28 protein-coding genes and 2 pseudogenes are annotated in these 26575 nt (G+C 65.3%); 17 read left to right on the forward strand and 13 right to left on the reverse strand.

Annotated elements, in window-relative coordinates; translation table 11 throughout:
* The first annotated feature begins 131 nt into the window (after positions 1-131).
* The gene (locus WKC72_RS25185; RefSeq protein WP_255221370.1) at positions 132-263 is read left to right on the forward strand and encodes a hypothetical protein; all 132 of its coding nucleotides are present in this window, start codon (positions 132-134) and stop codon (positions 261-263) included.
* 343 nt (positions 264-606) lie between these two features.
* On the forward strand, positions 607-777 hold the full coding sequence (locus tag WKC72_RS25190) for a hypothetical protein (protein ID WP_156046537.1): 171 nt from the start codon (positions 607-609) through the stop codon (positions 775-777).
* A gap of 24 nt (positions 778-801) precedes the next feature.
* On the opposite strand, the gene WKC72_RS25195 is transcribed toward WKC72_RS25190, so the two are convergent.
* Positions 802-2148, reverse strand: a complete 1347-nt coding sequence (locus WKC72_RS25195) for an MFS transporter (protein WP_128638728.1) — start codon at positions 2146-2148, stop codon at positions 802-804.
* A gap of 146 nt (positions 2149-2294) precedes the next feature.
* Positions 2295-3086, reverse strand: coding sequence for a FadR/GntR family transcriptional regulator (locus WKC72_RS25200; RefSeq protein WP_052032899.1), 792 nt, complete (start codon positions 3084-3086; stop codon positions 2295-2297).
* 221 nt (positions 3087-3307) lie between these two features.
* Here WKC72_RS25200 and WKC72_RS25205 point away from each other — a divergent pair, with 221 nt between their 5' ends.
* The 7 genes from WKC72_RS25205 (at position 3308) to WKC72_RS25235 (ending at position 10605) form a co-directional block, all read left to right on the forward strand.
* The gene (locus WKC72_RS25205) at positions 3308-4906 is read left to right on the forward strand and encodes an AMP-binding protein (protein ID WP_268790679.1); all 1599 of its coding nucleotides are present in this window, start codon (positions 3308-3310) and stop codon (positions 4904-4906) included.
* A 7-nt stretch (positions 4907-4913) separates the two neighbouring features.
* A complete protein-coding gene (locus WKC72_RS25210) occupies positions 4914-5678 on the forward strand; it encodes an enoyl-CoA hydratase-related protein (protein ID WP_370179965.1) in 765 nt (254 codons plus the stop codon).
* Positions 5675-6913 (forward strand): acyl-CoA dehydrogenase family protein, encoded by a 1239-nt coding sequence (locus WKC72_RS25215; RefSeq protein WP_370179968.1) that lies wholly within the window; start codon positions 5675-5677, stop codon positions 6911-6913. Before WKC72_RS25210 ends, WKC72_RS25215 begins: the two co-directional genes overlap by 4 nt.
* A gap of 8 nt (positions 6914-6921) precedes the next feature.
* Positions 6922-7977, forward strand: coding sequence for an acyl-CoA dehydrogenase family protein (locus WKC72_RS25220; protein WP_370179970.1), 1056 nt, complete (start codon positions 6922-6924; stop codon positions 7975-7977).
* Between the two features lie 956 nt (positions 7978-8933).
* Positions 8934-9425: a pyridoxamine 5'-phosphate oxidase family protein gene (locus WKC72_RS25225; RefSeq protein ID WP_370179972.1), complete on the forward strand. Its 492-nt coding sequence runs from the start codon at positions 8934-8936 to the stop codon at positions 9423-9425.
* Positions 9426-9688: 263 nt separating this feature from the next.
* Complete coding sequence (locus tag WKC72_RS25230; RefSeq protein WP_037227661.1) at positions 9689-10129, forward strand: VOC family protein; 441 nt, start codon at positions 9689-9691, stop codon at positions 10127-10129.
* Positions 10130-10278: 149 nt separating this feature from the next.
* Positions 10279-10605: a hypothetical protein gene (locus WKC72_RS25235; RefSeq protein WP_370179975.1), complete on the forward strand. Its 327-nt coding sequence runs from the start codon at positions 10279-10281 to the stop codon at positions 10603-10605.
* Between the two features lie 199 nt (positions 10606-10804).
* On the opposite strand, the gene WKC72_RS25240 is transcribed toward WKC72_RS25235, so the two are convergent.
* From WKC72_RS25240 to WKC72_RS25250, 3 genes are all read right to left on the reverse strand, one after another.
* Positions 10805-11185, reverse strand: coding sequence for a hypothetical protein (locus WKC72_RS25240; protein ID WP_370179977.1), 381 nt, complete (start codon positions 11183-11185; stop codon positions 10805-10807).
* Positions 11186-11473: 288 nt separating this feature from the next.
* Positions 11474-11623, reverse strand: a complete 150-nt coding sequence (locus WKC72_RS25245) for a hypothetical protein (RefSeq protein ID WP_167344014.1) — start codon at positions 11621-11623, stop codon at positions 11474-11476.
* Positions 11624-11859: 236 nt separating this feature from the next.
* Positions 11860-12474 carry a maleylpyruvate isomerase family mycothiol-dependent enzyme gene (locus WKC72_RS25250; RefSeq protein WP_370184498.1) on the reverse strand — a complete coding sequence of 205 codons (615 nt, stop codon included), beginning with the start codon at positions 12472-12474 and terminating at the stop codon, positions 11860-11862.
* A gap of 228 nt (positions 12475-12702) precedes the next feature.
* Here WKC72_RS25250 and WKC72_RS25255 point away from each other — a divergent pair.
* Positions 12703-13612 (forward strand): IS5 family transposase gene (locus WKC72_RS25255; RefSeq protein WP_268789290.1). Its coding sequence is split into 2 segments (ribosomal slippage): positions 12703-13059 and positions 13061-13612, totalling 909 coding nucleotides; the frame shifts between segments, so codons are not numbered across the junction.
* A gap of 76 nt (positions 13613-13688) precedes the next feature.
* On the opposite strand, the gene WKC72_RS25260 is transcribed toward WKC72_RS25255, so the two are convergent.
* Positions 13689-14861 (reverse strand): epoxide hydrolase family protein, encoded by a 1173-nt coding sequence (locus WKC72_RS25260; RefSeq protein ID WP_370179980.1) that lies wholly within the window; start codon positions 14859-14861, stop codon positions 13689-13691.
* Between the two features lie 103 nt (positions 14862-14964).
* On the opposite strand from WKC72_RS25260, the gene WKC72_RS25265 reads away from it, so the two are divergent.
* On the forward strand, positions 14965-15540 hold the full coding sequence (locus WKC72_RS25265) for an ABATE domain-containing protein (protein WP_370179982.1): 576 nt from the start codon (positions 14965-14967) through the stop codon (positions 15538-15540).
* 86 nt (positions 15541-15626) lie between these two features.
* Positions 15627-15926, forward strand: a pseudogene (locus WKC72_RS25270) (sulfatase-like hydrolase/transferase); the annotation flags it as partial.
* Positions 15927-16881: 955 nt separating this feature from the next.
* Here the strand turns inward: WKC72_RS25270 and WKC72_RS25275 are convergent.
* Together WKC72_RS25275 and WKC72_RS25280 are read right to left on the reverse strand one after the other, a co-directional pair.
* Positions 16882-17160 (reverse strand): hypothetical protein, encoded by a 279-nt coding sequence (locus WKC72_RS25275; RefSeq protein ID WP_128638739.1) that lies wholly within the window; start codon positions 17158-17160, stop codon positions 16882-16884.
* Positions 17161-17170: 10 nt separating this feature from the next.
* A complete protein-coding gene (locus tag WKC72_RS25280; protein ID WP_370179985.1) occupies positions 17171-17572 on the reverse strand; it encodes a hypothetical protein in 402 nt (133 codons plus the stop codon).
* 266 nt (positions 17573-17838) lie between these two features.
* On the opposite strand from WKC72_RS25280, the gene WKC72_RS25285 reads away from it, so the two are divergent.
* The 5 genes and pseudogenes from WKC72_RS25285 to WKC72_RS25305 form a co-directional block, all read left to right on the forward strand.
* Positions 17839-18114 (forward strand): CD225/dispanin family protein, encoded by a 276-nt coding sequence (locus WKC72_RS25285; protein ID WP_370179987.1) that lies wholly within the window; start codon positions 17839-17841, stop codon positions 18112-18114.
* Between the two features lie 273 nt (positions 18115-18387).
* Positions 18388-18603, forward strand: coding sequence for a hypothetical protein (locus tag WKC72_RS25290; protein ID WP_268790688.1), 216 nt, complete (start codon positions 18388-18390; stop codon positions 18601-18603).
* Complete coding sequence (locus WKC72_RS25295; RefSeq protein ID WP_268790689.1) at positions 18600-19208, forward strand: FHA domain-containing protein; 609 nt, start codon at positions 18600-18602, stop codon at positions 19206-19208. Before WKC72_RS25290 ends, WKC72_RS25295 begins: the two co-directional genes overlap by 4 nt.
* A gap of 875 nt (positions 19209-20083) precedes the next feature.
* Positions 20084-20509: a YciI family protein gene (locus tag WKC72_RS25300; RefSeq protein ID WP_128638745.1), complete on the forward strand. Its 426-nt coding sequence runs from the start codon at positions 20084-20086 to the stop codon at positions 20507-20509.
* A gap of 932 nt (positions 20510-21441) precedes the next feature.
* Positions 21442-21787, forward strand: a pseudogene (locus tag WKC72_RS25305) (transposase); the annotation flags it as partial.
* Positions 21788-21828: 41 nt separating this feature from the next.
* Here the strand turns inward: WKC72_RS25305 and WKC72_RS25310 are convergent.
* The 5 genes from WKC72_RS25310 to WKC72_RS25330 are packed head-to-tail and all read right to left on the reverse strand — an operon-like array spanning position 21829 to position 26575.
* On the reverse strand, positions 21829-22551 hold the full coding sequence (locus WKC72_RS25310; RefSeq protein WP_370179991.1) for an SDR family NAD(P)-dependent oxidoreductase: 723 nt from the start codon (positions 22549-22551) through the stop codon (positions 21829-21831).
* Complete coding sequence (locus WKC72_RS25315; RefSeq protein WP_370179993.1) at positions 22505-22915, reverse strand: enoyl-CoA hydratase-related protein; 411 nt, start codon at positions 22913-22915, stop codon at positions 22505-22507. The genes WKC72_RS25310 and WKC72_RS25315 overlap by 47 nt, the downstream gene beginning before the upstream one ends.
* Positions 22885-24276, reverse strand: a complete 1392-nt coding sequence (locus WKC72_RS25320; protein WP_370179995.1) for an aldehyde dehydrogenase family protein — start codon at positions 24274-24276, stop codon at positions 22885-22887. Before WKC72_RS25320 ends, WKC72_RS25315 begins: the two co-directional genes overlap by 31 nt.
* Positions 24273-25445 carry an acyl-CoA dehydrogenase family protein gene (locus WKC72_RS25325; protein WP_112302330.1) on the reverse strand — a complete coding sequence of 391 codons (1173 nt, stop codon included), beginning with the start codon at positions 25443-25445 and terminating at the stop codon, positions 24273-24275. The genes WKC72_RS25320 and WKC72_RS25325 overlap by 4 nt, the downstream gene beginning before the upstream one ends.
* On the reverse strand, positions 25442-26575 hold the full coding sequence (locus WKC72_RS25330; protein ID WP_370179998.1) for a Zn-dependent alcohol dehydrogenase: 1134 nt from the start codon (positions 26573-26575) through the stop codon (positions 25442-25444). The genes WKC72_RS25325 and WKC72_RS25330 overlap by 4 nt, the downstream gene beginning before the upstream one ends.

A 26575-nucleotide genomic window follows, 5' to 3' on the forward strand; every position in this document is an offset into this window, starting at 1 on the left:
CCGATCAGCGAACGACCTCGACGACCACCCGACCGCCGACCCGCTCCACAGCACCCGCATCGCGGCCATGCTCGCCAGCCCTACTATCGCCGACCACACCAAGTAACCACCCAGCGAACACAGGAGATTCGATGAAAACCAACGCCGCCCTACTCGTCACCGTCTCCCTCGTCCTGGGTAGCGTCGTCGCCGGACAGACGGCACTGAACCGACCAGGCAAGAGACGCCGCCCGCGCGGCGTGCCGTTCCATCTCAACGGCTGACGGCGACCGACAACAGCCAACGTCGACCGCACCCAGTCGGCATCCCAGGAATCGTAAAGGCTCGGTACAAATATGCCCTGGACTGTTGTGGTCATCGCCGTCACGTTGATCGTGGTGGTCGCCTCTCTCGGCGCAGCGCTCGCCGCGGATGCGATGTCGGATCGTCACGAACATGAACTCGAATCGTCAAGTGCCGGTGGACCAGGCACTGCCCCCGCGCCTCCCACCCAGATCCGCAATCCCCGCTGGCGCCGGACCGCTGTGCAGGCCTGGACAATCTGTGGTGCCGCCTCGGCAATTGCGATTGCGATAGTCGGATTGCTGACGACCGCTGGCTGAGGGCATGCCCTCATCGGGTGCCAGCACCGGCGCGCAACACCCGTTGTTCGCCGACACCGATGACCCCACCACCAGCCCCCGCGAGCCGAGCCAGGGCCCGCTGGAGGCCGGATGCCCGGCTGAACCCAGGAGACTGACGATCGCCGGGTGGGGAGTGCATGTGGTGTTCCTGTGAACCCGTCGGGGCCTCTGCCCCCTACTATCGGACGGTCTGCGGCGCAGCGGTTTCCGTGTGGGAGGCGGACTCGCGGCGAACGCCGCCGTAGGTTGCAGTTCGGATGCTGAACAAGGTGAGCAACCCGATGAGGCACGAGCCTGCGAGAAAGTATGCCGGTGACAATGAGCTGCCGGTCCGGTCGATCAGCCAGGTGGCGATATAGGCGGCAGTTCCACCGGTCGCGATCGTCGCCAGGTTGAAGCCGAGGGCGACGCCGCTGAGCCTGACGCGGGAGTTGAACAGCGACGGGAACAGTGGTGCCGTGGCGACCTGGATGAGCGGGGTGCCGAGCGCGAAGACGAAGAATGCCACGCCCGCGACGACCAGCCCGTGGCCGCCCATCAGGGACATGGCTGGGTAGGCAAGGATGCCGGATCCGATCAGTCCGGCTGCCGCGACCGGGACGCTGCCGAATCTGTCGACGAGTAGACCGGCGACCGGCATCAGCAGCGCGATGAGCACGATGATGAGCGCGGTCGTCCAGGTGACCGCGGTCCGATCGAATCCGCCTTGGCGGACCAGGTGGATGCCGATGTAGGTGAGCACCATGTAGCCGGTGGCGTTCTGTGCCACGCCGAGTCCGAATACCTGCAGAACCTGCTTGGGGTGTGTGCGGATGAGTTCGGTGAACGGTGACTTCGCCAGGTCGTCCGTGGCCGCGGCGTTCTCGAACTGTGCAGTGTCCTCGATGCGGGTCCGGGTCCACAGGCAGAACAGCAGGAGTGGGACGCCGAGCAGGAACGGGATTCGCCAGCCCCAGCTGGTCATCTGCGGTTCGGTGGTGAGCGCTGAGACGGTCCCGACCGCGATTGCGGCGAGCGCGAAACCACCGTTGCTGCCGAGTGCGACGAACGAGGCGCCGAGGCCCTTGCGTTTTTCTCCGACGGTCTCGTAGACGTAGGTCAGTGCTCCGCCGAGTTCTCCGCCGGCGGAGAATCCCTGCACCAGACGTGCGAGGACGAGCAGGATCGGCGCGGCGATGCCTGCTGACGCGTACGTCGGCAGGCATGCCATGAGGAGGCTGCCGACTCCCATCAGCAGCACGGACACCAGCAGAGCGCGCTTGCGTCCGTGCCGGTCCCCGAGGCGGCCGAAGAAGATGCCGCCGATGGGGCGCATGAGGTAGGCCGAGGCGAAGACGGCGAGGCTGGCGAGCAGTGCTGCGGTGGGGTCGTTGCCGGGGAAGAACAGTGGGCTGACGACCACGGCGAGGTAGGCGTAGACGGTGAGGTCGTAGTACTCGACGATGGTGCCGACCGCTGCGGCGAGGACGCCGCGGCGTCTGGTTTGCTCGAGGGTGCGCGATGTGGAATTCGTGTGGGTCGCCACGAACGTCTCATTTCTGTGCGGAATGCGTTGACCGAAGGTGCGCTTACCGCAGGTGGGAGTGGGTCACCTCATGCGAGCGCTTCCACACCATAACCGCGCATCCGCTAAATCTGTACATGTTTACGAAAATGAACGGAAGCAGACCGCTAGAGCTGCCAGTGCACGGGCTCGGAGATGATGTGTGCAAGGCGCTTGCGGTAGTACTTCGCGGTGTCGTGGACGAAGGCCTCCATCGCCTCTCCCGCGGCGGACGCATTTCGGGAGCGCATGGCATTGAGTACCAGTTGCTGCGCTTCGACGGCGGCGGTGCGGGTGATCTCAGGATGCCGTGAGGGTTCCGCGTCCCGCACCAGCAGCAGCAGCGTTTCCATGAGGATGCGCAGCACCGGGTTTCCGGATGCGGTGTAGATGGTGGTGTGGAACAGCGCGTTCTTCTCGATGAAGTTGTCGTAGTCGTCGGGCTGTGTCCGCATGCTGTCGAGCGCTGCCTGCAATTCGTCCAGCTGACCGTCCGTAATTCGGGGTGTGGCCTGTTGCGCGACCACCGGTTCCAGGGTCAGCCGAGTGTCGATGACGTCGCTGAGATTTGCGCCCTCGAGCTGCAGGAACAGTTTCATGGTGTTGCCCAGTGATTCGAATTGCGGTCGGCACGCGACGGGGCCGCCGCCGACGCCGGCCCGAATGGTGACCAGGCCCCGGCTCTCGAGCAGTCGGAGGGCTTCGCGCACAGTCGTGCGCGCAACGCCGTACTCGGCGACCATCTCCTTCTCGGTCGGCAACCGGTCACCGGCCTCGATGCCGCCTCCGAGGATCTCGTCCGCTATCTGATTCGCGATGCGTTCGGACATTTTCGGGGCCCTGCCCGGTGCGCGATGGGCGTCGTCCGGCGTCAGTGCGTTCCCGGTGCGCTCGTCGACAGTTCGATGTGTAGCCGCCATGCGTACAAACCCTACCCAGCTCCGAGACGGTATCGCTAAACTCTGTACATATTTAGGGAAAGTGGCTAGCGTGGGCTCCAGTCAACACGTGGCACCAGTCAACATCCGAACGTGATGCTCTCCCGGAGGTACAGATGTGGCCGACGCGCCCACCGACGCCCGACCTTGCCCATTCCCACCGCGAGTCAGGGCACTGGCGTGATCAGCCGATAGGGCACTACTTGACACGCGCCGCCTCGCTGTTCCCGGACGCAGTGGCCGTGATCGACGGCGACACACGGTTGACCTTCGCCGACGTCGACCGCGACGCGACCATGCTCGCTGCGGCGCTGCATTCGGCCGGGATCGGCGCCGACGACGTGGTCTCGTTCCAGCTCCCCAACCGGGCCGAAGCGGTCATCGTCTACCAGGCGATCATGAAGCTCGGCGCCGTCGCCAACCCCATAGTCCCGATCTACCGAGGGCGCGAGCTGCGGTTCATCCTCGGGCAGGCGCGGGCGTCGGCCGTCTTCATTCCCGCGACCTACCGAGGATTCGACTACGCCGCGATGTATGACCAGCTGCTCGACGACTTGCCGCACCTGAAGAAGGTCGTCATCCTCGGCGACCGTGGCGAGCGCGGCACCGACGAGCGGATGACCACCTGGACGGAGCTGCTCGACAGTGCCCCGGCCGGGGCCGCGAAGGTGGTTGCCGCACTGCCACACCCAGATCCAGATCAGGTCTGCCTGCTCTTGTACACCTCTGGGACGACCGCGGATCCGAAGGGCGCGCTGCACAGCCACAACACCCTGGTATTCGAGAACCTCTCGATGATCGAGTTGTTCGGCCTCAACGAGAACGACGTCATCTTCAACCCGTCGCCGGTCACGCACGTGACCGGCGTGAATTGTGCCTTGACCCTGCCTTTCCTGCTCGGGGCGCCCGTCGTGCTGCACGATCAGTGGGATCCAGTCGCCGCGCTCGACAAGATTTCCCGCGACGCCGCCAGCTTCATGATCTTCTCCACACCGTTCCTGCAGGGGCTGCTCGACGCCGCGATCGCGGAGGGTCGCCCCACTCCGTCGATCAGGTACATCGTGTGCGGCGGCGCTGACATGCCGGACGACCTGACCCGTCGGGCCACCGAGCGACTCGGCACCGTCGTCCGAATGTACGGCGCCACCGAGGGACCGTCCGTCACAGCAGGCAATCGCTGGGACACAACACAATTACGCACCCGAACCGACGGTCGAGTCCTCGCGCCCACCGAGGTGATCATCGTCGACCCCTCCGAGCGCCCCGTCGAGCCCGGCTCCGTCGGCGAAGTACTGTGGCGCGGCCCCGACACCTTCCTCGGGTACCTCGACCCCTCGCTCAACGCCGCGGCGTTCACCGAGGACGGCTTCTTCCGGTCCGGTGACCTCGCACGGTTCGACGACACCGGCGCAATCCACATCGAGGGCCGAATCAAGGACATCATCAACCGCTCCGGCGAGAAGATCAGCACTCACGAGGTGGAAAACCTGCTCAGTGAGCACCCCGCCGTCAGCGAGGTCGCCGTCGTCGCCGGGCCGGACGCGACGACCGGTGAACGGGGTTGCGCCTTCGTCGTCACCCACCACGCGCAGGACCTCACCCTCGAAGACGTCCACGAGTTCCTGACCGGACGCGAGGTCGCCAAACAGAAAATCCCCGAGAGCGTCTTCGTGGTGGACGTACTACCCAAGACCGCGAGCGGCAAGATCCAGAAGTTCGCGCTCCGCGACTGGACCCGTAACCGCACCGACCTCCCGCCGCAGATGGTCGGCGTCAGCCTCCATGCGGCGCATGAGAAGTGAGGACGACATGACCGAGCACATTCTCATCTCCCAACCCGAACCGGGGATCGCGCTGGTCGAACTCGCCCGCGGCAAGGTCAATGCAATCGACCACCGAATGTACGGCGAACTTGCCGAGGCCTTCGACCGGCTATCCGACGATCCGACAGTCAACGTCGCCGTGCTCACAGGACGCGGTCACGTGTTCTGCGCGGGCAACGACCTCAACGACTTCCGCACCATGGACACGACGAGCGGTGAACTGCAGATGCGCAACGTCCGCCGCGCGATGTTCAACCTCATCGATTGCTCGATCCCCGTCATTGCCGCCGTCAACGGTCCGGCACTAGGCAGCGGATTTGGTCTGACCGCATCCTGCGACCTCGTGGTGGCGTCGGAGAAGGCAACGTTCGGACTGCCGGAAATGAACGTCGGGGTACTCGGCGGCGGCCGATTCACCGCCCGCATGCTGCCGCAGCAGGCAATGCGCCGGCTGTTCTTCACCGCAGAAGCCGTCGACGCACACACCCTCGAACGGTGGGGCGCGCCGATCGAGGTGGTCCCCCACGACGTACTCATGACCACGGCGCTCACCCGCGCACGGTCCATCGCCTCGAAGAGCCGCTACGCGCTGACCCTGGCGAAGCAATCGTTGAACGGCTGCGAGGGTATGGATCTCAAGCGCGGCTACGAGCTCGAACAGACCTTCACCGTCCGGCTGTCCGAGCATCCGGACTCCAAGACTGCAGTCGAGGCACGAATGGCCGCACTAACGAACGGCAAGAACATATGAGTACGGCAACGAGCGAACTGGCAACACCGGAAGACCTGGACGCGTTCGAGGAACGCGCCACCGCGTGGCTGTCACAGCGGCTGGACCGGCATCCCCCGGCCACCGAAACCAACCTGCCAGGAAACGACGCGGAGCCGTCCTACGCCATCTTCCACAACCGCACAGAGGCCGAAGAGCGCGAACTACTCGTCCGCGGCAAGGCCTGGCAATCCGCACGCGTCGACGCCGGATTCGGCGCGATCACCTGGGGCCCCGAATGGGGCGGACCGGGCCTGACCGCCTCCCACGAACGGATCTACGTCGAGCTCGAACGTCAGTTCCGTGCCCCGGAGCGGCACGAGACCATCCTGGTGACCGTGGAGCTGATCGCACCGACAATCCACCTGCTCGGCACCGAGGAACACAAACAACGATTCGTGCAACCGTTCCTGCGTGCCGACGAACTGTGCTGCCAGCTCTTCTCCGAACCCGGCGCCGGATCCGACCTGGCCGCGCTCGCGACCCGCGCAGTTCGCACCGACACCGGCTGGAAGATCACCGGTCAGAAGGTGTGGAGTTCCGGCGCACAATTCTCCGAGTGGGGACTACTCATCGCGCGCAGCGACCCCGCCGCACCCAAGCACCGCGGAATGACAGCGTTCCTGGTGCCGATGGACGCCCCAGGAATCGAAACCCGGCCAATCCGCCAGATGTCCGGCGGTTCCACGTTCAACGAGGTATTCCTCACCGCCGTCGAACTGCCTGACTCGCTGCGTCTCGGCGAGATCGGCGACGGTTGGAACGTCGCATTGACCACCCTCGGTTTCGAACGCAGCTCCAGCGGCGGAATCGTCTCCGCCGGCGGAAGCGCAGCCGATCTGATCCGCCTGGCCAAGCAACTTGGTATCACCGACGACCCCCACGTGCGTCAGACACTTGCCCGAGTCGTCGTCTACGAGCGAGCCACCGCAATGTTCAACGCCCGCTATGCCGAACGTGAACTCGCCGGCCATGTTCCTGGAGTCGAGGGCTCGATCGCCAAGCTCGTGTGGACGCAGAATCTCAAGCGCATCGGCGACGCCGCGGCCCGATTCCTCGGACCCCGCATCCTCGCCGACACGGGCATTCCGAACACCTATGCCTGGACCGAGCATCTCCTGGGCGCCCCGGGCTACCGCATCGCCGGCGGCTCCGACGAGATCCAGCGAAACATCATTGGCGAACGCGGCCTCGGGCTGCCCAGAGAACCGCGCTAGGAGCAAACATGGCCCTCGAATTGACCCACGAACAAGAACAACTTCGCGACAGCGTCCGCGCCTTCCTTACGAAGAACGCCGACACCGAACAAGCACTGTGGGAAGGGCTCACCGGCCTGGGATTGACCGAGATCCCCTTCCCCGAACGCTTCGGCGGAGCCGGTTGCACCCTCAAAGACACCTCCGTCGTAATGCGCGAACTCGGCCGCACCATCTCCAACGCCCCCTTCTTCTCGTCCGTGTGTCTTGCCGGGCTCACCCTCTCGGCATGCTCCTCCGACACGGGCCGCGCCACACATCTGCCCGCAATCGCAGCAGGCGAACGCACTGCCACGCTGGTCGCCGGGTACCCCTACTCGGACACCCCGATTACCGCCACCGCAACCGGTAACAGCCAGTTGATTCTGCGGGGCACACAAGAATTCGTGGTAGACGGCGCCAATGCAGACCTCCTCGTCGTTGTCGCACGCGGAGAGAAGGGCCTCGAGCTAGCAGTCATCGACGGCACCACACCCGGCGTCGTGCGTACCCCCCTAGAGTCCCTTGACACCACCCGCCCACTGACCCGGATCGAGTTCTTCGACGCCCACGCGCAGGCGGTCGGCAACCCGAACCTGGCTGCGACGCTGCCACGCGCGCAGGCGTCAGCCCTCGTGGCGCTTGCGTCCGAACAGGTCGGCGCCGCCGAGGCGTGCCTGGAAATGTCGGTCGAGTACGCCAAGAACCGGGAGCAGTTCGGCCGACCGATAGGCTCGTTCCAATCGATCAAGCACCGCCTCACCGACATTCTGGTGGCACTCGAGCTGGCGCACGCCGCAGTGCTGGACGCGGCGAACGCTGACGACCGGCCAACGGACGAACTGGCCACTGCAGCGAGCATCGCTCATGTACTGGCGTCCGAGGCCTTCACCTTCGCCGCCGAAGAGTCCATCCAAATCCACGGCGGCATCGGATTCACCTGGGAATACCCCCTACACAGGTACTTTCGGCGAGCCAAGAGTGACTCACTGCTATTCGGCAGTACAGAGACGCACCACGAGGTCATTGCAGCTTCGGTGATATAGGGGTTCGGAGCGGACGGCCGCCCGCAGCCGGAATCGCCTGCCGGAATGATCGCAGCTGATCACCATCAGTTGCCGGTTGACACACGGACGTGCCCGGACGAGCGAGTTCGGATGGAGCGGCCCACTGTCCGCTTTCAGTCTGGTGAGAATGTCGTCTGCAGGGTGCGATCGACGGGCACGACACTTTCCGAGTCCAAGTTGCGCTTCACCGACCGACCTTCAATGAGAAGCGCGTTAACGCGTGGTTCGCAACGTCAGTGTCGGGTCCTCGCGGACGTCCATTTGCGATGGGCGTCGGCGCAACGCAGGTCCGCCTCGGCCCTCGCCGCGACCGCGGTCCTTGCAGTGGGGATGTCCCCGAACCGCGGCAGTGTAAGACGTTCAGCTGACAGGGCGGGCCGGGTCGGATACAACTGAGGGGCATCGACAGTGACGTGGGTGGATCACCCCCGCGATGGAGACCGGCCGGCACCACACGTCCGGTGACCGATGCATGCAGCGAACGAGCAAACGTTCGTGCGCGAGAACGAAATCCACCCCACAGTCCGCATCCCACCACCGCCCGCCGATCCGCCGCCGCTCCGACAAGCGACTCACCCGGACCGATCACCGACTCTGGCCGCCGGCCGGTGCGGGGCTGTGCGGCGCCCCCTGGCCGACGCCGATCCGGATCGAAAATCCGAGGGCGAGGACCCGAGCAAATCCTTGTCGCTACCCGACGATCCGATCGTCTGGCCCGACCCCAGCCCGCTCGCCGACTGGTGGGACCGAGTACTCGGCCGGCCCTCGACCACTTGAGGACCCGCGGACCTGCTCGCAGGTGTGGAAACCGTGCGACCCAGTGTCGTCGGGGCTGCTGCGAATTCCTCCGCGGACCGATGTCGAGAATCCGCGGCCGGCGCGTCCCTGATGTGAACCGGCCATAAAGGCCGCGTTACGACGGAAGGTGAACACGCATGAAGCGGCACGAGATCGACGACGAACTCACCAGCACCGGCGCGCAGCAGCTGCTCACGTCCAGCTCGGTGGCCCGCCTGGCGTACCTCGCAACGGACGCAACCCCGCGGGTGATCCCGATCGGTTTCTACTGGACGGGCGACCAGATCGTGGTCTGCACCGCCGCGACCGCACCCAAGGTCGCGGCGCTGTCAGCCCACCCGGACGTCGCCCTGACAATCGACAGCGGCGACACGCCCGGCGACGCACGATCCCTGTCGATTCGCGGACGGGCGAGTGTCCAGATCGTCGACGGGGTGACCGAGGAATACCTCGCCAGCGCCAGGAAGGCCATGGACGCCGAGGCGGCGGCCCAGTTCGAGCAGAACTGCCGCGAGCTGTACGACCAGATGGCGCGTATCGCGATCACGCCGCACTGGGTGCGCTACTTCGACTTCGGCGCCGGCCGACTTCCGCAATTCCTGCAGGAGCTGGTCGAGCGGACCGGGTGACTGTCTCGGGCATCTAGGATCGGTCGGTTGCGCGTGGGGACAACGCCGGCGAACACCCAACGAAAGGTCGCGAGAGGTTCACGGGGACCGTCATGCACCAGGGGCGTGCCCGGGTCTTCCAGCCGCGAAAGCAACCTGTCGTCCCGCACGATCTGTCGAACCCTTAGGTTGACTGCAGCTTTGCGGCAAGAACATGTCGAGATCCCAGCACCGGCTCCGTCCCAGCATCGAATCGGCAAAGACAACAATGGAGGATGGATCCCATGGCACACGTACAACGTTTCGACCACATCGGCATCACCGTCGCGGACCTCGACTCGGTGACGGCGTTCTTCGTCGGACTGGGTCTCGAGGTCGAGGGCACCGGATCCGTGGAGGGCGAGTTCGTGGAGACCGTCTGCGGCATCCCAGGCGCGCACTGTGAGATCGCGATGCTGCGACCGCCCGATGGAGGGTCCCGGCTGGAGCTCGCGACCTTCGTCACGCCCGACCACGAGCCCGGATCGCCCTCGGCGATGGCCAACGAGCTTGGCCTGCGCAACGTGTCCTTCGAGGTCGGCGACCTCCAGGCGGCCGTCGATGCGGTGGCTGCGGACGGGTACGGGCTCATCGGCGGCATCGGCGAGTACGAGAACAGCGTGCGGATGGCCTACGTGCGCGGGCCCGAAGGGATCATCGTGTCGCTGTTCGAGCAGATCGGCTGACGCGCGCGCGTTGCCCACGTGTGTCTGTGCGCCCAGATCGTCTACAACGGCGTGGCAAGAGGCGCCGTACGGACGAGATCAGGAGCGGGTCGTAGGTTTGATCGAGGTCGAACGCCAAGAGGAGGGATGTGAACGAGATGAGCTCGGACGTGACTGACGACCAGATTCAAGCCCTGGCCGCGACCGCCAAGCCCTTTAGCCTGGTTCAGCTTCGATGGAGCTCGGACCGATACCAGGACGGAGCCGAGGCGATCGAACTCGAGCACCAACGTCGCATGGTGTCGCTACGCGCCGAAGGCGTGATCGCGATCCTCTGTCCCGTCATCTCTGACACCGTTGCCGGCGTGGCGATCATGACCGAGCCCCTTGAACGGGCGCGGCAGATCATGGCCGCCGACCCGTGTGTGCAGGCCGGAATCATGACCTGTGAGGTCCTCCCGTGCCTCGGCTTCCCGGGCGACACACTCCCCGAGTAGCCACACTCTCCGTCAGCAGGCATCGGGACGGTCCAGCTCTCAGACTTGAACGCGCGCACCACGATCGCGAAACTGCTCCCCGGCCCTATCCCAAGACGACGCGCTAGTCCTTCGTGGCTGGCGACATCGAGGTCGGGATGTGGATCGTCAACCAGGTGCACAGCTTCGGCGGACACGCGGATCGCGTCCCTGGTACCTGCTACTGGCGATAGATCTCCACGTGGGCGTTGGTGATCACGCCGGCATCCAACGCGGGGGCACCCCAATTCGTGCCGCAAGCCCCTGTGGCCTGACCTGTCGGCACGAATGAGCGACTGGACTGGCTAAAGGGCCCGATCGCATAGAACGGAAAGGCGTTGGGGATGCCGTGAAGGCCCCAGCAGTCGACGATCAGCGCGTACTCCCTACCATGGGGTGCATCGGTGTCATGGCAGGTCGCCGTCGCGCTGAAGGCATCCCGCTGAATGACGCAGTCCTGGGGGGCCGCCTGGGCGGTGCCGGAGCCGATGATCGCCGCGAAGGCGACACCCGTAACGACGGCGGCCGTGACTCGTGCTGTAGCCCTAATTGTGCTTCTCATTGAGATCCTTTCAGTAGCAATACGTCTGGTGCCGAGCAGTCCTGCTTGGCCCGTCCGATGACCGACGGCCCGCTCATCGCCCGGTGACAGCACGTTGCTGTTCTTTTGCGAATCCACTAGGCCCAGACGAGGGTCGATGCGAAGACTGGGCACGGCTGTGCCACGGATGTTGTCCGGCGTCGAGTGGCCGGACTCGGAAATGTCTCGGACCTCGGGTCAACCATCGGCCTCGGCCAGGCTCAGCCCACAGATTTACATTCTCTGGCAAGTACCGTACGTGTGGCCGGTTCAGATGACGATGGGTGCACCCGTGACGAGGTCCCAGAGTCCCAGGCCCAGGAACAGCACCGCACCCACTGCCGACTGCACCGGATTTCCGTTCAGAAAACCCTCAGCACCCCAGGCGACCAAATCAGTGAAGATTTCGGACGAACCCATACTTCTCGCTCCTTGTGTCGGTATATAGCCTTGGCACCTTGATCGTCCAGACCGACTGGTCCGTTACGGATTCGAATCTCTCAGCGCCGGCGAGCAGGTCGTAGGACCCAGCCGGGATTCGGTGCTCTCGGCCTGCGAGGCATCGGCTCTCCGCTTACGGAACCACCTGTTCGGCGGCGGGCTGTCGGCCAGACTGTCTCGCTGCTGGTTGATTCTGCGGGACGCCACTGGCGTGATCACTCCAGCGCAGATACTCCGGGTCCGTCGAGGTCACCCAGCGCCGACTTGCGCCCCGATATCGCCATGAGCAGCGACAGTGCCGGGCCGCAGACTTCTGGGCCATCGCCGATCGACACGTCTGCGTCGGTGGCCCGCAACTGGACCGAGGCAATGAGTTGCTTCGCACCGCCCAGGGATACCGGGGTGCGCGCCTGATACCGCAACGACCTGACGACCGCCTCCGACGGATATATACGGGTGATGCCCAGCGGCCGTCGGATGTCTTCGCCGTGGACGACCTCTTCGACCAGCCTGCTGTCGAGCGGTGCCGGCGGCGTCGACGTACGTGTTGCTACCTGCTGAAGCCCGGCGAGCGTTTCGCGGGGCGTGGCGCCGCGTTCGCGTTCGACGCCTTGGGCGTTCTGGCGATCGAAGTTGAAGCGCGCACGGGCCATGTTGCGCACGATGCCGAGGCGGGTGGTCTTCGCGTTGTTGATCAAATGTGCAGCGACGTCGTGCACGGTCCAGTCACCACAGAGCGACGGGTGGGCCCACTGGTCGTCGGTGAGGTCGGTGAGGTCATCGATCAGCGCCGCACGCTCCGCGTGCACAATCGGCCAGACATCATTCATGAAGCCAGTGTGACAAATGCTGCCCGTCACCGACTGGATTGGGCCCGACGCCGTCCCGACCCAACGTCGTGGACGATTCATGCCCGCCGTTCCGCAAGCCGATCGGTGAACGGTCTCATCGGAGGTCCTATGCCTTGCCGCGAGGAGTCCTAGTCGCCGTTGCAGCCGGTCGCGGTGCTAGGGTGTGTCTCCCAATGATTTGTGGTGTTGTGCTGCAGACTCTTCGGTGTGGCAGACGTTGTTGATCGGTTTGAGGTGTTGACGGACAAGCAGTGGGAGTTGCTCGCGCTGCTGTTGCCCAGTTCCGATGGGCTCCGGGGGCGGAAGTTCCGGAACAATCGTGTGGTGGTCGAGGGGATGCTGTATCGACTGCGGACCGGGTTGCCCTGGCGAGATCTCCCGTCGCATTTCGGGCCGTGGAAGACGGTGTGGAAGCGACATCGCCGATACGCCGGAGACGGAACCTGGGATCGGGTGCTGACGGCTCTGGTCGCGATGGCCGACGCCGGCGGGAACCTGGACTGGGCGGTATCGGTCGATTCCACAGTGGTCCGTGTCCATCAGCACGGTGCGAACGCCGCCCGCCACACAGGGGGATCTACCGAATTACACGAACCTGCGTGACGAGCCTGCCGATCACGGCATCGGCCGGTCGAGGGGCGGGTTGACCAGCAAGGCGCACCTGGCGTGCGACGGTCACGGGCGCCCGCTGTCGGTGCTGGTCGGCCCAGGCCAAGCCGGTGACAGTCCGATGTTCGCCCACGTGCTGGAGGGCATCTGCGTGCCGCGGCTCGCGGGCGGAGCGCACCGCACGCGCCCCGTCGAGGTCCGGGCCGACAAGGCGTACTCATCACGGGCAAACCGGGAACTGCTGCGCAGCAGAGGCATCAAGGCGGTGATCCCCGAGAAGACCGATCAGGCAGCGAACCGGGTGAACAAGGGCCGCGCAGGCGGGCGGCCACCGAACTTCGACCCGGAGTCCTACAAGGGGCGCAACGTGGTCGAACGGGCCTTCAACAAGGCGAAACAGTGGCGTGCGGTGGCCACTCGCTACGACAAACTCGCCCTCACCTACCGCGCCGGATTCCTGCTCGCCGGCATCGTCGAGTGGCTCAAGTTATTGGGAGACATGCCCTAGCGCCCTCGCCGGGCCGCGCATGCGGCGCGCAGCTCGGATCCTCGGACCAATTCCGAGTCCCGGCACCCGGCCGCGTCTACCGATCAGCGGCCAGCACTGCCGTGAGGCCTTCTTGCAGATCCTTGAGGAAATACTCGGGAACCTCCAGCGACGGGAAATGTCCCCCTGTTTCGGGCGACCTCCATCGGACGATCTGTCGGTATCGCTCCTGCGCCCAGGCGCGCGGACACTTCTCGATGTCGCGGGGATACACACTGATTGCCGACGGGACGTCGACCCGAAGGTCGGGGTCGAGCGAGTTGTGGCTTTCGTAGTAGATGCGGGCTGACGATGCGCCGGTCCGCGTCAGCCAGTACAGAGTGACGTCGTCGAGAACTCTGTCTCTGGAAACCGTCTCGAACGGGCTATCTTCGGTATCTGTCCACTCCGCGAACTTGTCAAGGATCCAGGCGAGAAGCCCGACTGGTGAGTCCACGAGCGAGTAGCCGATGGTCTGCGGTCGGGTCGCCTGCTGCTTCGCATACGCCGCGTGGTGGCGCCAGAAATCGCGGGTTTCCTCGGTCCATTTTCTCTCGGCCGCCGTCAGCCCGTCCGTTGTCAACCCGGGCGGTGCCTGCGCGGTCGTTGTATGGATGCCGAGAACGTGCGCCGGGAACCTTCCGCCGAGCACCGTGGTGATCACACCTCCCCAGTCGCCGCCGTGGGCTACGAACTTGTCGTAGCCGAGCCTTCCCATCAGTTCCACCCATGCGGCCGCGATCTTTTCGATTCCCCACCCGGTGGTGGCCGGCTTGTCGCTGTAACCAAAGCCCGGTAACGACGGGACCACGACGTGGAACGCTGGCGCGTCGGCATCTTTCGGATCTGCGAGCTCGTCTACTACATCGACGAACTCGGCAATGCTGCCTGGCCAGCCGTGCGTCAAGATCAGAGGAGTGGCATCTGCGCGCGCGGATCGGCGGTGTAGGAAGTGGATTCCCAGATCATCAATGGTCGTGCGGAACTGTCCGATCCGGTTGAGGCGCGCTTCGAACGACCGCCAGTTGTATCCGGTGCGCCAGTAGTTGACGACGTCGACGAGGTCGGCGAGAGGAACGCCCTGTTCCCATCGGCGAGGGTCGGGCGCGGCGCGATAGACCGTCTCAGCCTCCGGTAGCCGAGCCGCGGCTAATCGCGCGCGCAGATCGTCGAGGTCAGCGTCAGTTGCGTGGGCTTCAAATGCTTGCACGTCGCTGGTTGGACGGGGCATGAGACCTCCCGGTCATCGGGGAACCGGCTAAGACCTATCGCGAACCGGCTAAGACGGTTCTAACACGTCTTCATGACAGCGTGCAACCCGCTAAGGTGGTTCCATGCGTGCTGGGTTCCCCGACTTTCGCCTCGGTAACGTGCTAGCGACCAGTTTCACGGGGACTCTGACGGAGCGTCATGGCAACGCTGTGGAGCGCATTCCCACGCCGCAGCGACTCGTCGACTGGTTGGCAGAGAACGGCCTAGCCGTGGACTCCTGCACCACCGCCCAGCTCGAACTCGCTCGGGAACTGAGGGAATGTATTCACGCCGCAGCGACAGCGGCCGCGATCCAAGACGCTCTCCCTGCGTCCGCTGTCCACGTCATCAATGACTGCAGCATTCAGGGTCGGGCAGCGGCAATCCTGACTCCCGAGGGCAATCGGCGATGGCGACTGAGCTCGGCTTCCTGCGTTGAAGATGCCCTAGGCGTGATCGCCGCCGACGCGATCAGCATCATCGCAGGTGAACGAGACGGACAATTGGCCCTGTGCGCATCGCCAACCTGCCAAGCCGCCTTCTTCGACACCAGCCAAAGCCGCACCCGCAGATGGTGTGACATGAACACGTGCGGGAATCGTCAGAAGAAAGCGCGCTTCAATGCAAACCAGCGCAAGAATCCCAACTCGGCAAAGTAATCGTTACCGTCCGCACATCCAGGTAGGCCCACGTCTGCGACACATCTAGGTGACATGGACAGACAGCCGAGGACTATTTTCCCGATGATCCAAACGAACCATGGCTATCTGGTGGCGGCGACTCCCGCAGCCATGTCCGCGACCTGAGTGCGCGGATGCAGGAAGTGTTCGCCGGCTTCGTCGCGCACACCGACGATCAGGTCGGACGCCTCGTCGCGGTCCTCGACGAACTCGACATCGCCGATGACACGCTGGTCATCCTCATCGTCGGCGACAACGGGCCCAGCGCCGAAGGCGGATTGACCGGCACCGTCAACACATGGCCACCCAGAACGGCATCCCCGACACCGTCGCGAACATCCTCCCGCACCTTGAACATCTCGTAGCACAACACCATCCGGCCATCCCCTGAATACCAAACTGCGTTGATACCAACACATTACATCCCGACGACCGCAACGTCCTCGGGCAGTTTGCAGACTTCCCCCATCGCTTCGGCCAAATCTTTCGATCACCTTGTTGTCGCGGGCGTCGTCGCGCCCGTAGTATCCGACGCCGAACTGCCGTCACCATCAGAGCGAGCAGTGCCACCGCTACCGCCGCCGACCAGTGGATCCGAGCATGCAGAGTAGCCGTCGAAATCATCTCCACAGGAGCATGTTGTGAAATGCCGGGGTGAGGCAAAATTGCAGCAAGCCGCACCCCGTCGCAGCGGTCTCATATTTGTGGAATCATCTTTGTTACCAGGCGAAAACAATGCTCCGCACTCACGCCGAGGCGTAGGGCTCCAACTGCAATTCGAACGGCAGTGCCACTCCGGCCACCCCCGCCGCCCGCGCGACACACCACATTTCTCGGTGCACCGAATCGAGTACTCCGGTCCCCCAAGTTCGACGTTTCGAATACTGCTCCGTCCCAACCGGATCACCACGGGAGCACGGATCACCACAGGAGCAGACCGGACGGGCTCCGGCCCCGGTCGTCCGGTTTCGATGTCAGGTCGATGGCAGGCTGGCCGCGACACCACAGAGGCCAACGGATCCGGCATCCGCCCATGAATCTGCACGTCATCGTTGTCGGCGTTGGTAAGTGCCGCGTTGTCCCAACCCGCCCACGTCTTGCTGATCCGGGCGACCTCGGTGTCGGACTCGTCGACCACCGAAAAGTCCCAGGCCAACACGTTGTCAGCCCGGTGTTCCAGGAACGCCTGCTGTGGCTCGCCCGACGGGCGGACGGATACGGCGACGGCCTGTGCCCGCCCGGGCGCAGAATCCCGGGCGGGCGCAGGTCGTCGATGGTGTGGTGCCGAACGGTGACGAGAATTGTACGCCCTCCGTTGTTCTATCCGACGTTGCCGCCGGCGCCGCCCGTGCCACTGCCGCCGCGGTTTCCGACGCCGTCGCCGGTGGAGCCGCCGACACAGTCGCCGCCGTCCCCGCCCCGGCTGCCGCTCCCGGGCGCACCCGGCTGGCAGTCGGCGCGGCCCGGGGTGTCCGGAACGGTGACTCCGGCCACCGCGGGGCGGCCGAGAGTCGGGCCGTCGGACGCGGCGGCGGACCCGCACCCGCAGGCGATCACCGCCGCCGCGGCACACGCAACGATCGTGGTCCTTCTCGACATGACGTGCTCCCTACCCGACGTCGCCGCCCGCACCGCCGGTGCCGTTGCCGCCGGTGTTGTTGTTGCCGTTGCCATTGCTACCGCCGGTACCAGCGCCACCGTTGCCACCCCTCTGGTTGTTCTCGAAACCGACGTTGATTCCGCCGCCGACGTCGCCGCCCGCACCGCCGGTGCCGTTGCCGCCGGTGTTGTTGTTGCCGTTGCCATTGCTACCGCCGGTACCAGCGCCACCATTGCCGCCCTGCTGGCTGTTTTCGAAACCGATGTTGATCGGAACATCGAACGGGAACGCCGCGGCAGCGGACGCGGCGCCCGCCCCGAGCATCAGCATCGGCACCGCGGCGGCACCGACGACGAGCGCCCGCAGGCTGGACTTGCCGGACTTGGTGGACTTGGTGGTGTTCGACGTCATGAGTTCCTTACCGGTGTGAGTGGGTGGGTGGAGCTTTCGATGCCGTCAACGATGCCCGGCCCCATAGGGATCGCTCATCCCCATCAGGGTGCGCATCACCCCACCCCCCCGACTCTCCGAAATTGCACTCCCCCAGCGCATTACCGCACCCAGTAGCCGGGGGTGCGGTACACCCCACCCTGAAGGGGACGCGCCCGAACATCGGCGTGAACCAGTGTTAACCGGGCACACACCCCCTCCACCGCACGATCTTCAGGAGAATCCCCATGACCCAGCCCGAACTGACCACACCGCACACCCCGCCGCCGTCGCCGCCCCCACTCCCGCCCTCGAACGTCGGATGGGCCGTCGCCGCCGCGGTGTTCTTCTGGCCGCTGGCATTCGCCGCGTTCGGCAACGCACTGAAAGTGTTCCCCCGCTGGTACAGCGGCGACCTCGACGGCGCGCGGGCCGCATCAAAGAGGGCCAGAACCCTCGGCATCATCGCTCTGAGCATCGGCGTCCTCTCCACCGCCTGGTGCCTGTCCTCCGCCTTCACCTGACCGAATCGGAACCACACACAGACTCGCAGAGGCCCGGGGGTGGTCACAGTCACCCCCAGGGTGGCTAACGCCAACAGCCCCCGCCCACCACGATAGAAGGAGGCCGGAAACAACCGACACCCGTCACCACCCCACCCCCGACCGCGATCGCGAGAAAGCACGCCCCATGACGACGAACACCTTCACCGACCCGCCGAGCAACGACCCCCACCCACCCAACGCACCGCCCTGACCGCGCACCGTGACCAACTCTCCCGAGCTCAGCGGATCGCGGTGCCCGCCCCGCTCCTCGCCCTGGCCGTCCTGTGGTGGTTCTTCCCCGCAGCCCTCACCCCGTGGCTCCCCCTCGCCAGCGCGGTGTGTCTTTCCCTCGGTATCGCCGCAGCCATCGTCATCGAGCAGATGCTCGACACCACCGCGCAGATCCTGGCCCAGATGCCCACCACCGCGCCTGTCCCAACCACCCCGTACCACAAGGACTCCCAGTGACAGACCCGACGCTGACCTACACCGACCACGAACACACCCATCAGATGCCGCTGACCCCAGACCGCTCCCCCATCACCGTCGGCCGCTCCGCCGATGCCGACCTGTCACTACAGACCGACCCGGACATCTCCCGCCTCCACGCCACACTCGAACGCATCGGCATCTACTGGACCATCATCGACGAAAGCCTCTCCCGCAACGGAACCTTCGTCAACGGCACACGGATATGGGGACGCCACACCCTGCACCCCGGAGATGTCATTCGGATCGGTTCCAGCACCCTCAGCTACCACGGTGAGCCCCCGACGGACTGCGGCATCACCAACATCGGCAACACCGCCGACCGCCCCCTCGACCTCACCCCCGCTCAACACGCCGTCCTCACCGAACTGTGCCGACCGTTCCACGACGGCACCGACCACCCCATCCCCGCATCGAACCAACACATCGCTGACACCCTGCAAGTGAGCACCGAAACCGTCAAAACACACCTGCAAGCCCTCTACACCAAATTCCACCTCGACGACCTCCCTCCACACCACAAACGCGCTCAACTCGCCGCCCGCGCCCTCACCCACAGCATCCCCACCCCACACACCTCCTGACACGTGTCACTGTCGTCATCCGGCCGGTCGTCGGCGCCACGATCACCACCGCCGAGTACCTCGCCATCGAACAGGGGTACTTCGTCAAACCGAAGGGCTTCCGGGAACTCGGTGCCGAAGGGCCTTGGATCATCGACGGTCTCGACCCGGAGGGGCGCGAGGTGATCCTGCACGTGATCCCGGCCGTCCCACGTTTCATACTTCTCCACACCTTCGGCTGGGGCTATCGCCGCAAGACCGCCCGGCTGTGGCGTCACGGGCCCGCGACCGCCGTGCCGTCGCTGAGCCTGGCACGATGGAGGACAACCTGCCAGGACGGGGCAACGATCGCTCCCGCCCCTCCCAGACAACAAGTTGAGTAAAGGTATGCCAAGGGCCGCAAAGGTTTTGAGCACGCGGCCGGGGACCTCACGAACGCCATCTTTATAAAAGATGCGTCCACCCCGCGGAACAAAGCGGCGCGGATCCATGCACGGCTGCTGTCTCCCGGCATTCCATGATGCGCTTGACCTCGCCGAACCTGTACCGCTGAACATCGAACCGGATCCCGGTGAATCCCGTCTATGCCAGGCTCCCAGCTCGGTGTCCGCCGAACAGCAGCGCCGCCTCTCCCACCTCCTCGACGGCAACCACCTCGACCGCGCCGCCTCGCCTGGCTAGGTCGCGGATGGCCCACCCTCTTCGACCAACTCGCCGACACCCTCCCCAACATCCGACAATCGAGCTGAGCGGCTCTCACCGTCCCCGCGATGGATTGTGGCCCCGACAGAGAAGATGGTCAGGACATGTCGCCGTGGACTGTCGAGAACCCGCGCGCGGCTTCGTCCCCGGAGTGAATCGGCCAGAATGGGCCGTACCGTACGAAGGAGAACATGATGGCCAAGTACCTGCTGCTCAAGCACTACCGCGGCGCGCCGGCATCGGTCAACGACGCGCCCATGGACCAGTGGACGCCGGAGGAGATCTCGGCCCACGTGCAGTACATGAACGACTTCGCCGCCCGGCTCGAGGGCACCGGCGAGTTCGTCGATAGTCAGGCACTCTCCCCGGAGGGCACGTTCGTCCGCTACGACGGCGAGGGGCGACCACCGGTCACCGACGGCCCGTTCGCCGAGACCAAGGACCTGATCGCCGGCTGGATGGTGATCGACGTCGACAGCCACGAGCGGGCGCTCGAACTGGCCGGCGAACTGTCCGCGGCTCCGGGCGCAGGTGGGAAACCGATCCACGAGTGGCTCGAGCTGCGCCCGTTCCTGGCCGCCTCTCCGACCGTGACGGAGTGTGGTTTTCACCGCGGGTGATGACATGCCCCCCGATCGTCTGATCGCAGTGCCGGGGCCGCTCGAACAAGGCCGACTGTCTAGTTCGTGAGCAAGAGTGGGCGAGAGGCGGCGACACTGCGGATGCACAAGATGAGCCGGAGGCGTTCACCCTTCTCGGGGTTGGCGCCTCCGGTCTTTTGCGCGGAGCTCCGCCGCCAGGGGTAGTTTCAGCTCGCGGCGAGAGTGCCCCGAATCGATATCGATGCGGGGCGCTCGACTCAGAAGGGACGGCGGAGTCTGCTGTCGGTTATCCGGACAAGCGGTTCCACGACGCCGATTTCACCGCACCAAACCCCGCCCTGCTCAGCCAGACCTTGATCGTCCCGACCTGAGAGCCATGGCCTGATCAGAAGCCTGTCCGTGCCGAAGGGCACGTGACCCGTCACAGATATGCCGCTGGGTGGTTCCGCCCGGGACGGTGCCGCCCTGACCCTTGCACCCGAAGGAGCGCGAAGGCCCATGACCATGGTGGCAGACACCGTTGATGCCGTCATCGGCGGCGACACACACCGCGACACACACGCACTGGAGATGACCGCACCGAACGGCGCGACTTCTCCGACGCCCTCGTGTGGATCGCCGAGCACGCCCCCGGCCCCCGTGTCGTGGTCGGATCGAAGGCACCCGCAGCTACGGAATCGGCCTGGCTCGCGTGTTGACCGGTGCCGGACTGACCATCGTCGAGGTCGAGTGTCCCCGTGGGCAGACACGGCGCCGCGGCAAGTCCGACCCCCCGCCTACATCGCCGCGGGCCGCGCACGGGGAAAGTCCGACCCGGAGATCCGACGCTCACTCGAGCGGTACATCGCCCGCGAGCTCTTCCGCACCCTGAACGCCGCTGTCGCCCATTGACAAACAGAGAACCGTCCTCCCAGGGAGCCACCAACTCGACTTGGGCGTTAGAGCACGCGATGACCACTGCCTACGACATCGACCTGCGCCCGATCTTGACCGGTCGCCTCACCGACGCCAGCCCTGACCTGCTGCGGAGTTTGTTGTCCACGTTCATCGACGCACTGATGGGCGCGCGAGGCCGACACCCTGTGCGGCGCCCGCTACGGCGAACGCTCTTCAGCGATCGCACCAACAGCCGCAACGGGTGCCGACACCGCGACTTCGCTCCCCCAAGCTCTTCGTGCAGGGCGGTACCCCCACCCGCGCCGGCACTCTCGACGTCGCCGTCCCCAAGCCGCCTCCGGATCGCACTTCCCGGACTTGTTGCTGCAGCGCAGCAAGCGTGCCGAGCGGGCGCTGACTCGGTGGTGGCCAAGGACCTCGACGCCCAGTAGAACTCGGTGCTATCGGGCGTCGAGGCCACCGTCGGCAAGAATTGTCTGTCCGGTGATGAAGCTCGCTCCGTCGCTCGTCAAGTAGCTCAGTAGTGCCGCGATCTCTTCGGGCTGTCCCGCGCGTCCGAGCAGATTGGATGCGACTTCTCCGCGAACGGTCTCCGACCACGTTTCGGCCATGTCCGTCATGACGAACCCCGGCGCCACCGCGTTGACGGTGACCGCTGGTGCCAGCGCTTTGGCGAACGACGCAGTGACGTTCTCGAGGGCTGCCTTGGCCGCCGAGTAGCCGGTCACTTCGGGGCTTGCCAAATTGTCGCGTCCGCGGATGGACGACACGGTGACGATTCGTCCGCGTCCGCGGGCTGTCATCCCCGGTGCGACGGCGCGGATGAAGTTCACCGGCGCCAAGACGTTGGACCGGTACTCGTCTATCCAACGCTCGGTGTCGCCGGTGAGTGCATTCGTCGGTAGCACGGCTCCGATGGTGCAGATCAGCGCATCGATCTCGTAGCCCTGTTCAGTGATCTGCTGGACGGTTCGGTTCACCGCAGTTTCATCCTGCCCGTCGCAGGTGAAGGCGAGCGTGCCGAGTTCGGCTGCGAGTTGTTTCAGTTTCTCCGTTTCTGTCCGGCCGTGGAGTATCACGCGTGAGCCTGCAGCAGCTTCCAGTCGTGCTGCTGCTTCACCGATTCCGCGGGAGGAGCCCGCTATCAGGACCGTTCGTGTCATCGGTTGCCCTCCATGATGGGTTGTTCAGAAAGCTCGATGTTTCGCCGACGGAGTACCCCGCTGTCGTGCCCAGCGTCGTTTCCGGAAGTCCGATCTCGACGTGCGATGCGGCGATCCTGAAGTCGCAATGAAGAGCCAGTTCCAGCCCGCCGCCGTACGCGCTGCCGCTCAACACCGCAACGGTGGTCTGCGGTAACGCCGCGAGGGACGCGGACGCCCGCTGTCCGGCTCGGGTCCACGCGCCACGGACGACTTCGGGGCCCGTCTGCCGGAAGTGGATCAGATTCGCGACGGGCCCGTTGATCTCGAGACGTATCCCGCCTGAATGGCTGTTCACTGCCTGGTCCGCTGCAGGCTGGTCCACCGGCGTTCGGTCAACAGGTCGATGTTGGCCCGGCCGCCGAGGTCGTCACCAAGTCCGGACGCCGCCCTACCACCGAACGGTACGTGCGACTCGTGCATGGCGGACACATCGTTGACGTGCACCATTCCGGTGCGAATCCGGTCGGCCACCGACCAGGCGTGGTCGAGGTCGCGGCCGAACACCGATGCGGTCAACCCGAATCGGGTGCCGTTGACGATGTCGAGTGCTTCCTCGACCGACTCGACGACGGTGATCGGCGCGACCGGCGCGAATACCTCTTCGTCGTGTAGCGGCATCCCCGGACGCACCGCGCGCACGACCGTCGGGCGCATCAGTGTGCCGGCCGCGGTGCCTCCCTCGACGACGTGCGCACCCATCTCGACGCTGCGGGCGATCATGTCCTGCGCCTTGCCTACCTGCCGTGTCGACACCATGGGCCCGAGATCGACCTGTCCTGCATTCGGATCACCGACGGTCAGTGCCGCGGCGTGCGCGGCCAGTCTCGTCGTGTACTCGTCCGCGACAGCCGACAGCACGATGTGCCGGCCGGTCGCGATGCACACCTGGCCTTGGTGCCCGAACGAGGCTTCGGCGCCGCATCGTGCGGCCAATTCGACATCGGCATCTGCCAGTACGACGGTGGCATTGTTGCCACCGAGTTCGAGTGTTACCCGTTTGAGGCTCGGCGCGGCCGCGACGTTGATACGGCGCCCGGTCTCCTCGGAGCCGGTGAAGTGAATCATGTCGACCGCGGGGTGGGTCACCAGCGCCTGCCCGGCCGGTCCGCCGGTCAGTATCTCCACGACCCCGGCAGGGAGCCCCGCCTCGTCGAGTAGTTCACCGATCATCAGCCCGCCGCTGAACGGAGTTTCCGGAGCGGGTTTGAGTGCCACGGTGTTACCCAAGGCGATGGCGGGGGCGAGGACGCGCAGCGCGATGTGCAGTGGTGCATTCCAGGCCGTGATCAGCCCGACGACACCGACCGGCCGCCGTTCGACGATGTTCATGCGGCCGCGTTGCCCGGATGGGATCACCTCACCGAGCGCTGTGGTCGCGAGCTCCGCCGCTTGGTAGAACTCGAGGATGCTGGCACCGATCTCGCCCTCGGCCTTGGCCGTGGTGGCTCCGCCTTCACGCACCAGCATGCGCGCGAATCGATCTGTGTCGCGCTGGAGAAGCGTGGCGGCGCGGCGCAGGATCGCTGCTCGTTCGGTTGCCGGCACGGCGACCCAGTCCGGTTGGGTTCGGCCCAGTTCGGCGACGGCGCGATCGACGTCGACGGCGGACGAGACTGGTGCGGATCCGATGATCTCGCCGGTTGCCTTGTCCCGGACGTCGATTTCGGCGGTGGTGGTGGTCATGCGTTCACCTCGGTCTTCGTCCAGTCCGCTCGTGCTGCGGCACGGCCGAGCATGAGGGCGTGGATTTCGCTGGTTCCGTCGATGATCTGGATGATCTTTGCGTCGCGCATCAGGCGTTGGACCGGATAGTGCAGGTGCACTCCGTAGCCGCCGTGCAACTGAACTGCCTCGATGGTGTGGCGCATCGCGGCGTCGCTAGCGAACATCTTCGCGGCCGAGATCAGGTGGGCGTTCCCGCCCCCTCCGCGGGCGAACGAGTCGACACCGTCCCGGAGTAGCCCGCGTGCGGCGAGGTAGTCCGCGTGCATGTGTCCGAGTTTTTCCTGCACGATCTGCTGGTCGGCCAATGTGCGCCCAAATGCTTCCCGGTTGCGGACGTATTCGCTCGTTTCGCGCAGGGCGGCGCGCATGAATCCGACGCCGTAGCATCCCGCGTCGAGACGGGCGAGGTTGAGGCCTTCGAGCATGCCACGGAAGCCGTCGACGTTCAGTCGCCACGCGGCGGGGACGAGGCAGTTGTCGAAATACACGTTGGCCATGGGCATTCCGCGGAATCCGGACATCGGCTCGTCCTGTCCGACGGTCACGCCGGGTGTGTCGAGCGGCACGACGAATGCGGCTGTGGCCGCGTCGCGATCCTTCGAATCCAGCTTGGTCAGGACGATGCAGAAGTCGGCCTGCGGCGATTGGGTGATCCAGGCCTTCTCGCCGGTGATCGAGAACGTGTCGGCGTCGATCGTCGTCGCGACGGTCTTGCCTGCGCGGATGTCGGTGCCAGCGTGCGGTTCGCTGAGCGCGAAGCTGCCGCGAGCGGATCCGTCAATCAGGCCCGGAAGCCATCTGCGTCGCACGTCGTCCGGTGCGTAGGTCGCCAGGAGGTATCCGTGCAGCCGTGCAATGGAGATCCCCAGCGCGACGGCACCCGAGTACGACGCCACCAGTTCGGTGGTCTCGTGGGCCAGCGACAACATCGCGGTATCGACTTTCCCGTCGTCGTCGAAGATCAGGCCCTGCAGACCGATGTCTGCGGCCTGGGTCAGCAGGTCGGGAAAGAACTCCGCGGTTTCGTCGATGCTCTGTGCCCGGGGTGCGATCTTGGTGCGGCAGAAGTCGGCGACCACCTCGAGGAGTTCCTGGGAGGTGTCGTCGAGTCGCGGGTTCGGTGTCATGCGTCCACCCCGTTGTCTGCCCATTCGTAACGGATGACGCCGCGCAGGTTCTTCCCCGCCAGCAGGTCGTCATAGGCCTCGTTGATCTCCTCAAGCCGGTATTCCTTGGTGACGAGCCCGTCCAGGTCGATTTGCCCGGAATCCCACAACCGCAGCATGGCGGGGATGTCGTTGCGAGGGTTGCAGCCACCGTTCAGGGATCCGGTGAGCGTCTTCTGCCACAGCACGAACTCGGACGGGTTGATCGGGATGTCCGGCTGGTCGTGGCGGGTCAGTCCCACAACGGTCGCCACTCCGCCCTTGCGGACCGAGCGCACCGCCGCGCCGATAGTCTCGGGGGTGGCGATCGCCTCGAACGACCGGTCGACACCGACGCCCCAGGTGAGTTCGGTCGCGAACTCCACCGGATCGGTGACGGTCGGGTTGACGGTGTGTGTTGCACCGAAAAGCTTGGACTGTTCCAACTTCCAGTCGTTGATGTCGCACGCGATGATGCGTTTCGCGCCCGCAACCTTGGCGCCCTGCACGATGTTCATCCCGATGCCGCCGACGCCATAGACCATGACGTCGTCACCAGGCCGGACGCCGCCGCGATAGATTGCGGTCCCGACTCCAGTGGTGACGCCGCACGCCACCAGACATGCTCGTTCCAGCCGGTAGTGCGGCTCGACCTTCACGACGGACTGTCCCGGTACTACCGTCCATTCACTGAAGGTGGAGACGAGGCAGAACTGGCCGAGGCCGGTGCCATCGTCGTCGTGGAACCGGTGGGTTCCATCCAGCTGCGGACCCTGCACGGTGTACGCGCCGAGGTCGCACAGGTTGGTTTGTCCGTCGGTGCACCACCGGCACGTGCCACACGAGGGAAGGTACGACATGACGACGTGATCACCCGGTTTGACGTGGGTCACCGCGGAGCCGACCTTCTCGACGACCCCGGCGCCCTCGTGCCCGAAAATCATGGGCAGCTGGGCGATCTGGTCGCCGGTCACGTGGTGCATGTCCGAATGGCAGATTCCCGAGGCGACCAGGTGGACGAGCACCTCGTCGGCGGAGGGGTCGTCGAGTTCGACTTCCTTCACGTCGAATTTCGTGTTCAGGCCGTAGGTCACGGCTGCGCGGGTACGCAT

This window comes from Rhodococcus wratislaviensis, assembly GCF_041228765.1.
Taxonomy (GTDB): Bacteria; Actinomycetota; Actinomycetes; order Mycobacteriales; family Mycobacteriaceae; genus Rhodococcus_F; species Rhodococcus_F wratislaviensis.